Source organism: Enterococcus sp. E5-162 (assembly GCF_035725965.1).
Taxonomy (GTDB): domain Bacteria; phylum Bacillota; class Bacilli; order Lactobacillales; family Enterococcaceae; genus Enterococcus_B; species Enterococcus_B lactis.
Genome location: NZ_JAPRFV010000006.1, coordinates 1 through 12,307, shown reverse-complemented (window position 1 = coordinate 12,307; position 12,307 = coordinate 1). Strand labels below are relative to the sequence as shown.

Annotated in this window: 9 protein-coding genes, 9 tRNA genes and 1 rRNA gene; 1 reads left to right on the top strand and 18 read right to left on the bottom strand. The window is 36.8% G+C overall.

All coding sequences use genetic code 11. The features are described 5' to 3' along the window. Positions 1 to 50: 50 nt before the first annotated feature. From OZZ83_RS07340 to OZZ83_RS07330, 3 genes are all read right to left on the bottom strand, one after another. Positions 51 to 233, bottom strand: a complete 183-nt coding sequence (locus OZZ83_RS07340; RefSeq protein WP_278023517.1) for a hypothetical protein — start codon at positions 231 to 233, stop codon at positions 51 to 53. Positions 234 to 277: 44 nt separating this feature from the next. Next, the gene (locus OZZ83_RS07335) at positions 278 to 592 is read right to left on the bottom strand and encodes a hypothetical protein (RefSeq protein WP_002345603.1); all 315 of its coding nucleotides are present in this window, start codon (positions 590 to 592) and stop codon (positions 278 to 280) included. 98 nt (positions 593 to 690) lie between these two features. After that, positions 691 to 2,115, bottom strand: a complete 1,425-nt coding sequence (locus tag OZZ83_RS07330) for a helix-turn-helix domain-containing protein (protein ID WP_104835500.1) — start codon at positions 2,113 to 2,115, stop codon at positions 691 to 693. Between the two features lie 717 nt (positions 2,116 to 2,832). Between OZZ83_RS07330 and OZZ83_RS07325 the strand changes: the two genes are divergently transcribed. Further along, complete coding sequence (locus OZZ83_RS07325; protein WP_278023515.1) at positions 2,833 to 4,275, top strand: helix-turn-helix domain-containing protein; 1,443 nt, start codon at positions 2,833 to 2,835, stop codon at positions 4,273 to 4,275. A 90-nt stretch (positions 4,276 to 4,365) separates the two neighbouring features. Here the strand turns inward: OZZ83_RS07325 and gor are convergent, their stop codons facing one another. From gor to rrf, 15 genes are all read right to left on the bottom strand, one after another. Further along, on the bottom strand, positions 4,366 to 5,712 hold the full coding sequence (gene gor, locus OZZ83_RS07320; RefSeq protein ID WP_252706714.1) for a glutathione-disulfide reductase: 1,347 nt from the start codon (positions 5,710 to 5,712) through the stop codon (positions 4,366 to 4,368). 133 nt (positions 5,713 to 5,845) lie between these two features. Then, positions 5,846 to 7,099 (bottom strand): peptidase U32 family protein, encoded by a 1,254-nt coding sequence (locus tag OZZ83_RS07315; protein WP_002310597.1) that lies wholly within the window; start codon positions 7,097 to 7,099, stop codon positions 5,846 to 5,848. Positions 7,100 to 7,104: 5 nt separating this feature from the next. Then, the gene (locus OZZ83_RS07310) at positions 7,105 to 8,028 is read right to left on the bottom strand and encodes a peptidase U32 family protein (protein ID WP_104760424.1); all 924 of its coding nucleotides are present in this window, start codon (positions 8,026 to 8,028) and stop codon (positions 7,105 to 7,107) included. A 221-nt stretch (positions 8,029 to 8,249) separates the two neighbouring features. Beyond that, positions 8,250 to 10,736: an ATP-dependent Clp protease ATP-binding subunit gene (locus OZZ83_RS07305; RefSeq protein WP_002310599.1), complete on the bottom strand. Its 2,487-nt coding sequence runs from the start codon at positions 10,734 to 10,736 to the stop codon at positions 8,250 to 8,252. A 6-nt stretch (positions 10,737 to 10,742) separates the two neighbouring features. After that, positions 10,743 to 11,210 (bottom strand): CtsR family transcriptional regulator, encoded by a 468-nt coding sequence (locus tag OZZ83_RS07300; protein ID WP_002310600.1) that lies wholly within the window; start codon positions 11,208 to 11,210, stop codon positions 10,743 to 10,745. 135 nt (positions 11,211 to 11,345) lie between these two features. Continuing rightward, a tRNA-Arg gene (locus OZZ83_RS07295) sits at positions 11,346 to 11,419 on the bottom strand. Between the two features lie 57 nt (positions 11,420 to 11,476). Next, a tRNA-Pro gene (locus OZZ83_RS07290) sits at positions 11,477 to 11,550 on the bottom strand. A 21-nt stretch (positions 11,551 to 11,571) separates the two neighbouring features. Further along, positions 11,572 to 11,645, bottom strand: a tRNA-Arg gene (locus OZZ83_RS07285). A gap of 10 nt (positions 11,646 to 11,655) precedes the next feature. Then, positions 11,656 to 11,741: transfer RNA gene (locus OZZ83_RS07280), tRNA-Leu, on the bottom strand. A 16-nt stretch (positions 11,742 to 11,757) separates the two neighbouring features. After that, positions 11,758 to 11,829: transfer RNA gene (locus OZZ83_RS07275), tRNA-Gly, on the bottom strand. A gap of 11 nt (positions 11,830 to 11,840) precedes the next feature. After that, a tRNA-Thr gene (locus tag OZZ83_RS07270) sits at positions 11,841 to 11,913 on the bottom strand. Positions 11,914 to 11,930: 17 nt separating this feature from the next. Next, positions 11,931 to 12,012: transfer RNA gene (locus OZZ83_RS07265), tRNA-Leu, on the bottom strand. A 7-nt stretch (positions 12,013 to 12,019) separates the two neighbouring features. Then, a tRNA-Lys gene (locus OZZ83_RS07260) sits at positions 12,020 to 12,092 on the bottom strand. A 3-nt stretch (positions 12,093 to 12,095) separates the two neighbouring features. Then, positions 12,096 to 12,168: transfer RNA gene (locus tag OZZ83_RS07255), tRNA-Val, on the bottom strand. 13 nt (positions 12,169 to 12,181) lie between these two features. After that, positions 12,182 to 12,297 (bottom strand): 5S ribosomal RNA (rrf, locus tag OZZ83_RS07250). Positions 12,298 to 12,307: the final 10 nt, after the last annotated feature.

The window sequence follows — 12,307 nt, the reverse complement described above, 5'->3', positions numbered from 1 at the left end:
CAATTTGAAGTTGCTTTTCCTCCGAAAGATAACTATATAGCTTCTGTTCATCAGTTAACGTTTTTTATTTTCCCCTCAATTGCTTCTGAAACAGATTCGTTCAACTTATCCATATTGATTTCAATGTTCGGGTCGCGTGGGTTTACGAAGGGAGATGGTTCTTTTGTAAATCGTTCATCTGCCAAGTTGTATTCCAGAAGTTCAAATAACTTTTGATTGATTGGTGTAAGCATCTTTTTTACTTCCTCTCAGATTTTTACTCTATATACAGTTGCGGTTAACGACAAATTGCTTGTTCCTTGTGTAAAATCGGTTCGTTTTTTGACTCATTTGTCTTATCTGCATCCTTGAAAGCTTCTGATATCCGATTGGCAATAGTCCCATATTGTCTATTGTTTTCCCTTGATGATGTAGATGAAATATTTAAAAGATTGCTCTCTCTTTTGTTGGCTTTGCATTCTTTGTAACACTTGTATCCTGCGACTGGTAATAAAACAAGGGTTCTTGCCACGTAATACAATGCTTTGATCATTGAGGCCAATATTCTGAACGTAAAGGATAAAATACAAAATAAACCGATTAACTCTTTCATTTTCGTTCCTCCAGTGTTTTTATTTTTATCTTAACGCTGAAAATTGTCTATACCACGCCTACTTTTTCCGAAATAATAATTTATTGGCAACTCTTTTCTCAAGTAGAATGAAGAAATGTTTCCAAATTATGCCAGAAAGCATCCGTCGGTACTTTAGAAATTTTCAGAATGGCAGAAGATATGCGATTCAAATTCAAATTCACATCGGTCAATACTAGGTCGTATTGGTTGATCAGTGTATAGTCTAAAGAAAAAACATCTTTTTCATAAATATCGATTTTCTTAAAAGAAGGGTACTTATTCAAAATCAAGTTCTTATATAAAATAGGCAGTCCCATTTCTTGTGAACTTAATAACAAAATAGACCGTTCTTTTAATTTTGGCTCCACTTGATGCAGTAATTCATTCGAAGAGACAATCAGCTCCAACAGTAATTCTTTTAACAAAAGTTCATTTTTCCGTACAGAGGACAAGTTAGAGATAATCAATGCACTTTGATAAGCTTCCCATATCTGGACTTTTTTCTTTAGGATTTTCTTATAAAAGATATCTGCATAGCTGACTTTGAAAAAAGTCAATTCTTTATAAAAGGTAATAAAACTGGTAAAATGCAAAACCTTTTCAGGTGTGACCGTTTCATTGATATTGGAAAGATAATAGAAATGTTTAAGAAACAGTTCTACTCTTCTGAGCATATACTCATCTGTTTCAGCTGGATTGGTAAAAAGCAGACTGAGATATGGACTCAAAATATTTTCTATATTTTCTCTACTGATCACAAATTTATAATTTTGATTAATAAGTGTGCAGAAGACAGTATCACTCTTGATCGTTTCCATAATTGAATCAACGACAGCTGGTCGATCTGCCAGTTCCCCTTTAGGAATCAGATGGTCGTTCCCGATTCGAATGATCGAAGTAAAAATATAATAGACTGTATAAATGATTTTAGAAGAGCTAGCATCCCGTCCTTGCTTGATCAAACAGCGTTTCAACATTTTATAAATCATTTCAAAATAAGGAAGATCTTTTTCTTTGCAGATTTCTTTGAACATACTTGAGAAAAATTTGCGAATATAGATTTCATCACCGATGATTTGAAGTCTGGTGGTTAAGATGATTTGTATATCTAATCTTTCTTTTGAAAAGTACGTATTTATTTTGGTAATGATTCTCCTGACACTTGTCTTACTCAAAAATAATTTAGCTGAAATCTCAGTTAGTGATGGTTCTGAAATCAGAATGTATTTTAAGACTTCTATATAGATAGAATTATTTAGGATCTTGATAAAAATATCATCTAAATTGAGGTTACTGGGTATTTTCAACGTTACTTCTTTATACTGATTGACCTCGATGTACGCAGGAAAACAAGAAGAATTAAAATTATCAATATCTGCAATAATTGTTTTATCCGTTACTTTTAGCTCTTCCGCAAGGTCGTTGATCTCAGCCATATCCATGCTTAACAAGCAGATCAGCATGATTTGTCTCTCTAGTTGCTTTTCTAAAAATCCTACCATTTTTTTCTTCCCCTTTTCTCGTTTGCTATTAAATCTATCCTACAGTTATTTACGCTAGAATTTAGTATTTTTTTTTTTCTATTTTGGAAAACCTGTTTCTTAAAAACTGTTTTTATATGTTATAATTATTATTTTTGGATAAACAGTATAAATAACTATATCTAATGGAGTATATATCAAAAAAATAAAAGAAAATGATCTTTTATTTTCGGAAACAAAAAATCGAATGAAGAGTAACTCCCTTGAAATATCATTTACAACCCTCGAAGATATAAATTAAAAAAACAATTTTATATAAAATAATTAAAAGTATAGTTGGTTTAATTTTCATTCAGTAGTTATATTTGCTATTTTAAATAACAATAATCTAAAGAACATAAGCATGATATTTCTATCTAAGCTTTTTATTTATGTTTTATTTTTTTAATGTAAATATAGAGAGTACAATAAGGATTTATAAATACATAATTAAAAATAACAAAAATACAAAATATCAAACTATTTATTTTATAGTTATTACGTTATTTTAATTAACAAAAATATGAGGTCAAAGCATTCTGTTTTTGCTGTTTATTCTGCCTGTTGCTTAAAATTGTTGAACAAACATACAAATGAAACAATTTTCTCTATAACGTGGGATAATGATTAAGAACGACTGAAAAGAAAGGAAGTGAAGGAGCGTTTTATCTATTATTTCTTAAAAACGCAGTTGGAAATATGACAGAAGATATAACTATGCTTGAAAAATTATCAGAAAGACAGTTAAGATTAGCCATGCTTTTGAGTATGGATTCATTTTATTTAGAAGACTTAGAGAAGAAAATTGCTGTAACAAAAAAAACACTCTTATCTGATATTGCCGCATTTAATTTTGTTCATTCTCCGGCATCTATTCATATCGACGAGCATCAGAAAGTTTCTTTGAGATTACCTTGTGAATATAATTTAGAAAGCATCACGAGTACTATCTTAAAACATTCAAGCCATATACAAGTGTTGAAAATCATTTTGATGCAAGAACCTTGTATTGCTAAACTAGCTGATCAGTTATTTATGAGTATAGCAAGTATTCGCAGAATCATTATGTTTCTGAATGAATCCTTTCAAAAGCGAGGATTTCTTTTTAGAATCCACACTACTCCATATGTACATATTCAAGGTGAGGAGAGACAAATACGTTTTTTCTACTGCAGTTTATTCGAGGAGATCTATACACCGGATCAACTTCCTCATTACCAAATATTGTCTGCAGCTATCAAACGATACATGAAACTTTATCCTCCATTAAACAAACTATCTGTCCACAAACAGCTGTTTTTGATTTATTATTTTTTGATTTCTATTATCCGGCTCGGAAAGAAACATAGATTATCCGATCAGGTGAAAAGCCAACCTCTCGAAATGGATATTGATTTATTTTTTGAGCGAACGAAAAATAACGTTACATTTTGCTCCGTTATGGAGAAAAATTATCATTTCTATTTAACTAAAGAAACAGCTAGTGAACTTTTGCGTCCAATCAGCCAGATGATCCATTTTGCTTCTGTAAAGGCGCCAGCTCATGAAATCAAAAAATTAAGAAATTTGTCACAAAATTTCTATCGTTCTTTATCTACTGATACGATGTTATCTGATCAGCAATTAAATTACTTGTATCATTTGATTTCTTTCAAGAAGGAGTTTTTACCTTTTCTAACCAATTCCTTTAAACAATTCTTTGTGATCGTCTTGAATTCGGATCCACTCATTCTTTCTTTTTATGAACAAGCATTAGTGGAAGAAAATTATTCGTTTATTCTAACCAATCGTCTATTATATGAAGAATTGCTGGAAGAACTGGTTTTGCTGTCTCCAGCTCTTATTGATCGAATCATTCCAAAAAAAAAGACATATACAGTCATGATCCTTTCTTCTCAAGAACCGAAAGTTTGTTTCTTATATAAGGAATTGTTAACTAAAAAATTTCCTGAGATAAAAGAAATAAAAGAATATCAGGATAGCTTTTTTGATTTGAACTATCGGTTGATCAATCAATATGATTTGGTTTTGACCGACTTTCCTTTAGATAGGAATCAGCTGAATACGAAGATAATCAAAATATCCAACTTCCCTGCTTATTCGTTTTGGGAAAATATCGAAGCCATCTTACATAAACAATGAAAAAATAAAAAGCCCGAAAATCAGTATACAGATTTTCGGGTTTTACATTGGTTTATTCAATAAAAAGCTACTAGAACTGCTAGTATTAAATTATCGCATCGTTACGAATTCTTCCGCTCCTGTTGGATGGATGGCTACTGTATTATCAAAGTCTTCTTTAGTTGCCCCCATCTTGATAGCCACAGCAAAACCTTGTAGCATTTCATCGACACCTACACCAATGGCATGCAAGCCGACAATTTTTTCTTCTTTTCCGACGCAAATCAATTTCATTTCGCATTTTTGGCGATATTCATTCAAAGCAAAGTACATTGGAGTAAAGCGTGAACGATAAACTTTCAGGTCATTTTCTCCGTATTTTTCCAATGCTTCTTCTTCTGTCAATCCAATCGTTGCAATTGGTGGATGCGTAAAGACGACTGTCGGAACAAGATTATAGTCAAGATAAGAATCTTTCTTCCCATTAAACAAACGTTCCGACAAACGTCGGCCAGCTGCGATTGCAACAGGAGTCAAATCTAATTTACCGATCACATCACCAACCGCAAAAATATGTTCATCCGTTGTGTTCTGGTATTTATCTACTTTAATAAATCCTTTTTCGTCCAATTCGACATTTGTATTTTCCAAACCTAAATTTTCAGTATTCGGCACACGCCCGCCTGCAAAAAGGACACAATCACCAGTTAAGGTTTCGCCATTTTCAAATAACACCGTGTATTCGTCATTGTTTTTAGTGATTTCTTTAGCCATATGATGTGCGTAAGTCTTGATCCCAGCTTCTTGGTACATTTGGATCAGATTGTCCGAAAGCATTTTATCAAACGTTCTAAGTGGACGTTCTTTTCGGTATGCCCACATGACTTCACTACCTAAACCACGAAATACACCTGAAAGTTCAGCTGCGATGTATCCAGCACCTAAAACGATTGCTCTCTTAGGTAATTCCCTTAATTCAAAAAATCCATTTGAATCAATGGCGTACTCACCACCAGGAATGCCCATTTTGCTTGCACGGCCTCCAGTCGCAATCAAAATTTTAGGCGCATGATAAGTTTCACCGTTTACTTCAATCGTTTGACTATCGATAAAAGTAGCATATCCTTTTATAGCCTCGACATGATTGCTATCTAATCCTCTTTGGTAAGCACCGTGTAGAAAATCAATATATTTTTCTCGTCTTTCTACTAGATCAGCGAAATCAACACTTTTTAAATCTGCTTGGATGCCGTAACTTGGAGCATCGCGTTCAATTGTTTCCAAAATCGTACTTGCTTGCCACATGACTTTTTTAGGTACACAACCGACATTGACACAGGTTCCGCCTAATTCATTTGCCTCAATCAGCAAAACTTTTGCGCCATGCATCCCTGCTCTGTTTGCTGAAGCAATACCGCCAGAGCCGCCACCAATTACGATGTAATCATATATTTGCATTTTGTTCCTCCTTATTGAAGAGATCAATCAAAACCTTTATTTAACGATCCTTTTTCTACAGAAAACAAGTGTAACACTTTTCTTAGATTTTGTATGCGAAGATGCTTGAAACAAAGATGTATCAGCTTTTTCTTTATTTGCGTTTCCGGATCATATCTCCAGGTTTCACTGGTTGTGCAACTGGCATGGCCAAAACCATCATTGGATTTGGTGCTCGGTCAATGGATTCCCCTTCTTCATTATGCATGATTTCGACTGTTTGACTGAAATGACTGAATCCTGGACCATAAAATTCGATTTCATCCCCTACAGAGAATAAGTTTCTCTGACGTATCGTAGCAATCTGTGTTGCCTCATCATAAGATAATACTTCACCGACAAATTTATATACTGGGATTTTACGACGTTCACCAAATAATTGCTCGTTTTCAGTTGGTGTATTGTAATAAAAGCCTGTAGCTAACTCTCGTTGTGCCACTTTCCATAACTCGTCGATCCATTCTTGTTTGCAGACATAGTTTTCAGGATCTTCCATATAGCTGTCTACAGCTGCTTTATAGACATTTGACACTGTAGATACATAATGGATCGATTTCATTCTTCCTTCGATCTTGAAGCTGTCTACGCCGTTTTCAATCAATTCTGGAATATGCTCGATCATGGACATATCAACTGCACTCATCGAGAATTCTTCTTCAATTTCTCCTGTATCAGTCAAACTATTTCGTTCTTGACCAAAAGGCATATCGAACAATCCATATTTCCAGCGACAAGATTGAGAGCATCCGCCACGATTAGCATCTCGCATTGACATATGGTTGGACAATGTGCAGCGACCAGAATAAGAAATACACATGGCTCCATGAATAAATGCTTCGATTTCGATATCCGTATTTTTACGGATTTCTGCCACTTCCTCCATTGAAACTTCACGAGCTAAAACGACACGTTCCAACCCTTCCTCTTTCCAGAATTCCAATGTCTCAAAATTGGTTGCTGAAGCTTGAGTAGATAAATGGATCGGCAGACCTGGAGCTTCTGTCGCGCAAATTTCGATCAAAGCTGGATCAGAAACGATCACTGCAGAAATACCGACATCGCGCAGACTACGGAAAAATTCCCCAGCGCCTTCTTCATTTCCTTCATGGGTGACCATATTAGCAGCAACGTACACTTTTGCATCGTGTTCTTTTGCAAAAGCAACCCCTTCAGCCATTTCTTCATAAGTAAAATTACCTGCACGGCTTCTTAAACCATACGCATTTCCGCCAATATATACTGCATCTGCTCCATAATGGATCGCTGTTTTTAACTTTTCCAGTGTTCCTGCTGGCGCTAAGATTTCTGGACGTTTTAATTTTCTTTTTACTGTCATTTCATTCATCATACTCCTTATTTGATAGCAGAAGGATCAATATAAAAGAATCCTGTATCTAATTCCCGGTTTTCAGGATGCAATTTGTTGATTTCGCTCGTCAATTTTTCTGCTTTTTCTTGATTCCAGCTACCTTCTAAAATTTGTTTTTTTGCTTCGGCGAATAGTTGAGTGATAGTCACGAAATTTTCGCCTGGAGTAAATAACCCGTCCAATTTCCATGTACGGTAATGATGCTGATAAAGTTCATTCAATTCATTCGAGAGATTTAGATCATTACTGGCAAAAATATGTGTGCCATGACTATCTTCATAAATAGAATAATGTGTCTCTTCTTTTTTTGGTTCCGAGATAAAAAGACCTCTTTCACGATCTTTTTGTTCGTCTTGCTTCGTATAGTTATAGTAATTCTGTAGCAGTGGACGTTTGGATTGATGGATGCATGTAGCACCATACACAAGGATTTCTACAGGAATGTCGAGTTTTTCTTCCATCGCCTTCATCTCTTCAAAAGGAACTTCACGAGCAAGTACTGCGCCAACTGCGCCTTTTTTCGCCCAGAAATTGATTTGACGTGCACTCGTTACTAATGTTTCAGCATCATAAATATACGGTATACGCAATTCAGGATTCTTTTTCATCGTATAAATGATACCTGTATCACCAACTGTGATCACATCTACGTTTATTTCTTTTAAAAAAGCCAAATATTCAGGTATATTTTTCATTTTTTCAGGATGAATGATCCCATTTACAGCAATATTTGCTTTTTTACCATGCTTGTGTGCTAATTCTACTAATTGTCGCTGTTCTTCTCGTGTGAACGAAGCAGGCAGACGCAATCCAAATTGCTCTTCACCGAAATATAGTGTGTCTGCACCTGCAGCAAGCAACTGTTCTGCTTGTTTGATAGTCTCTACTGTGGTTATGAGTTCGATCATAATTTCCTCCTCCTACAACTTCATAATAGTAGCATAGCTCTAAAAACTTTCCAATACTTCTTCTATTTAAAGTCGGATTTTTGAAAATTATTTCACAAAAAGTCAAAATAAAGTTCGATATATTCTGTCCAAATATAAAAAGAGATTGTGACAAAAATCTTGTCACAACCTCTTAATCAAGTCTTACTATTATAAAAATTCAGCTAACACAGACCGAGTACCTATAGGGAACCTACTGTTTCCTTTTTAGGCCCGCGAACATTCAATGTGATCTTTCCTTTTGATGCACCTACTGTTACGTGGTCACCTAAGCGAATCTCTCCGCCAAGCAATGCCTCGCTCAATCGATCTTCAATTTCTTTTTGAAGTGCGCGACGGATTGGACGTGCACCATATTCAGGATCAAATCCGGCTTTCCCAATCACATCGATTGCAGATGGGGTGATTTTCACTTGAATATCTTGTTCTTTCAATCGCTTGATAATCGCTTTACTCATGATTTGGACGATTGTATGGATTTCATCTTTACTCAATGAATGGAAGACGACAGTCTCATCAATTCGATTCAAGAATTCAGGTCGGAAAGCTTTCTTTAACTCTTCTAAGATACGTTTTTGCATGGCTTTGTGATCCTTCGTGACATCTTGGACATTAAATCCGACATTTTTTTCTTCTCGAATTTGTGTCGCTCCGATATTTGAAGTCATAATCATGATCGTATTTCTAAAGTCCACTTTTCTACCTTTAGAATCTGTTAAATGACCATCATCCAATACTTGCAGAAGTAAATTGAAAACATCTGGATGTGCTTTCTCCACTTCATCTAAGAGAATCACTGAATATGGTTTTTGACGAATTTTTTCTGTCAACTGTCCACCTTCATCATACCCTACGTATCCTGGAGGAGATCCGATTAATCGGCTTGTACTGTATTTTTCCATAAATTCTGACATATCAACACGGATCAGGGCATCTTCGCTTCCGAACATGACTTCTGAAAGTGCTTTGGCCAACTCTGTTTTTCCGACACCAGTTGGTCCAAGGAACATAAATGATCCAATTGGACGGTCAGGATCTTTCAAGCCGCTTCGTGCACGACGAATGGCGCGTGAAACTGCTTTGACAGCCTCATCTTGACCAACCACCCGTTCATGCAGGAGACCTTCCAATTCTAACAAACGTTCACTTTCTTTTTTCTCCAACTGCTGTAGAGGGACACCAGTCCACTCCGATACAACTGTAGCAACATCTTCTTCCGTTACACGATCAGAATATCCTTGTTCTTGTTTTGCTTCGATTGCAGAAACTTTTTGTAGCTTTTTACGTAGTGCTTTTTCTTGTCTACGTAATTGCGCAGCATTTTCAAAGTCTTGTTTTTGGATCGCTGCTTCTTTTTCTTGTACTAATTCATCAATTTCTAATTTGATTACAGTTGATTTTGTTAAGTGATCGGTTTGATCCAAACGGACTTTCGCCGCTGATTCATCAATCAAATCAATAGCTTTATCAGGTAGTTGACGAGAAGTGATATAACGAACAGAAAGATTAACTGCTGCCCGCACAGCTTCATCTGTAATCTCTACCCCGTGGTGCTCTTCATATCTTGAACGCAATCCTTGAAGAATCTCTTCCGCTTCTTCAGGAGTTGGTTCATCTACTTGAATTCGTGCAAAACGCCGTTCTAATGCAGAATCTTTTTCGATATATTTTTGATATTCATCTAGAGTCGTTGCTCCAATCGTTTGTAATTCTCCTCGAGCTAACGCCGGTTTCAAGATATTCGAAGCATCAATTGCTCCTTCTGCGCCACCTGCACCAATTAAGGTATGCAATTCATCAATGAACAAGATTACTTGACCATCATTATAGATTTCGTCAATGACTTTTTTCATTCGATCTTCAAATTCACCGCGGTATTTCGTACCAGCAACCAAAGATCCCATATCAAGCATCATCAGGCGCTTTTCTTGCATGTCTTCTGGTACTTCACCTAAAATGATTTTTTGAGCTAACCCTTCAGCAATGGCTGTTTTACCTACGCCAGGTTCACCCACCAATACAGGGTTGTTCTTTGTCCGTCGGCTAAGAATCTGGATAAGCCGTTTCACTTCTCTAGAACGTCCAACAACTGGGTCCAACTTGTTTTCTTTTGCTAATTTCGTTAAATCACGTGCTAATGAATCTAGTGTAGGCGTGCCTTGTGGTGTTTGCCGTTTATCTTGTATATTTCTACGACGATTCATTCCCTTTCCACCCGAATCACCAGCTAGTCCCATTTTTTGTTTCAGAACTTGTCGGGCTTTTGAAAGGCTGATACCTAAGTTGATCATAATTCGAGTAGCCATGATACTTTCATCTTTTAATAAGCTCATCAAAATATGTTCTGTTCCAACTTTTTGAGAACCCGTTTTCTTTACTTCGCTACTAGCTAAAGCAAAAACTTGTTTCATTCTTGGAGAATATGGAAGAAAGACTCCTTTAGGGTAAGAACGGATACCGCCATAACCAATCAGATGTTCAATTTCTTCATAAATTTCTGTCTCATTCAAATCCATTTCACGTAATACTTTTCCAGCAATTCCATTTTGTTCAACTACTAACGCTAGTAAAACATGCTCTGAACTAACTGATTGATGTTTCAATCGTTTTGCTTCTTCTTGTGCAATTTCTAATACCGCTTGGGCTCTTTCAGTAAAAAGTTCTTCCATCTAATCTCACTTCCCATCTTCATAACTTAAACGTTCCAGAAATGCTCGGAGAATCCGAGCACGTGTATGATCTTCAAATTCATTGAAATTCAATGTGTTTTTTGCAATTGCACTTAACATCAAGTTTCCTTCTTTTTTTGTAATTATTTGGTCTTCATAAAGTTTTTGAATAATAGCAAAAGCATTTTTCTCACTGATTGTATCATCAAACAACTGATTTATCTGCTCAAGTAACTGTTTTTTATCTGATATTCTTACTTTCGCAATTCGTATATAGCCGCCACCCCCGCGTTTGCTCTCTACTAAATAACCGCGTTGGATAGTAAAACGGGTATTAATCACATAGTTGATTTGTGAAGGAACACAGTTAAAGAGGTCTGCCATTTCAATCCTTCGAATCTCGATCATTTCACTATTTTCCAGAATTTTCTTTATATATGATTCAATTAAATCCGAGGTATTCTGATGTGCCATCTTATTCATTCCCTTTGACTAATATTGACCTTAATTATAACGAATTTGGTAATAGAAAGAAAGAAGAACGCTTTTTGTTAAATAAATCCTTTAGAATCAACAAAAAAAAATACGGAATATGCTATTCCGTATCGACGCGCCCAAGAGGAGTCGAACCCCTAACCTTTTGATCCGTAGTCAAACACTCTATCCAGTTGAGCTATGGGCGCATATTCAATTTAAAAAAATTATAAATCATTTGAAAACAAAAAGCAAGATAAAAAAAATCGGGAAGACAGGATTCGAACCTGCGACCCCTTGGTCCCAAACCAAGTGCTCTACCAAGCTGAGCTACTTCCCGTTTAAAAAATAAAAAAGACTACGCGCCCAAGAGGAGTCGAACCCCTAACCTTTTGATCCGTAGTCAAACACTCTATCCAGTTGAGCTATGGGCGCATATTTGAAATGCCGAGGACCGGAATCGAACCGGTACGGTGATCACTCACCGCAGGATTTTAAGTCCTGTGCGTCTGCCAGTTCCGCCACCCCGGCGCGATTGCTTTGGCAAAGCGGAAAACGGGGTTCGAACCCGCGACCCCCACCTTGGCAAGGTGGTGCTCTACCACTGAGCTATTTCCGCGTGTTTAAAGATGCCGGCTAAAGGACTTGAACCCTCGACCCTCTGATTACAAATCAGATGCTCTACCAACTGAGCTAAGCCGGCATGTAAAACTTAAATTATGCGGGTGAAGGGACTTGAACCCCCACGCCGTAAGGCGCTAGATCCTAAATCTAGTGCGTCTGCCAATTCCGCCACACCCGCAAAAATATGAGCCGTACAGGGCTCGAACCTGTGACCCTCTGATTAAAAGTCAGATGCTCTACCAACTGAGCTAACGGCTCATATGGAGGTTAACGGGATCGAACCGCTGACCCTCTGCTTGTAAGGCAGATGCTCTCCCAGCTGAGCTAAACCTCCATGGATAACTTAAGCGTGGCGACGTCCTACTCTCACAAGGGGCAACCCCTCACTACAATCGGCGCTAAGAAGCTTAACTTCTGTGTTCGGCATGGTTACAGGTGTATCCTTCTCGCTATCGCCACCACACTGTGGTGTT

What these genes read in the sequence shown, in the direction of transcription:
- OZZ83_RS07340 (WP_278023517.1), bottom strand. Translation starts at nt 233, where the DNA reads ATGCTTACACCAATCAATCAAAAGTTATTTGAACTTCTGGAATACAAC.
- OZZ83_RS07335 (WP_002345603.1), bottom strand. Translation starts at nt 592, where the DNA reads ATGAAAGAGTTAATCGGTTTATTTTGTATTTTATCCTTTACGTTCAGA.
- OZZ83_RS07330 (WP_104835500.1), bottom strand. Translation starts at nt 2,115, where the DNA reads ATGGTAGGATTTTTAGAAAAGCAACTAGAGAGACAAATCATGCTGATC.
- OZZ83_RS07325 (WP_278023515.1), top strand. Translation starts at nt 2,833, where the DNA reads ATGACAGAAGATATAACTATGCTTGAAAAATTATCAGAAAGACAGTTA.
- gor (WP_252706714.1), bottom strand. Translation starts at nt 5,712, where the DNA reads ATGCAAATATATGATTACATCGTAATTGGTGGCGGCTCTGGCGGTATT.
- OZZ83_RS07315 (WP_002310597.1), bottom strand. Translation starts at nt 7,099, where the DNA reads ATGATGAATGAAATGACAGTAAAAAGAAAATTAAAACGTCCAGAAATC.
- OZZ83_RS07310 (WP_104760424.1), bottom strand. Translation starts at nt 8,028, where the DNA reads ATGATCGAACTCATAACCACAGTAGAGACTATCAAACAAGCAGAACAG.
- OZZ83_RS07305 (WP_002310599.1), bottom strand. Translation starts at nt 10,736, where the DNA reads ATGGAAGAACTTTTTACTGAAAGAGCCCAAGCGGTATTAGAAATTGCA.
- OZZ83_RS07300 (WP_002310600.1), bottom strand. Translation starts at nt 11,210, where the DNA reads ATGGCACATCAGAATACCTCGGATTTAATTGAATCATATATAAAGAAA.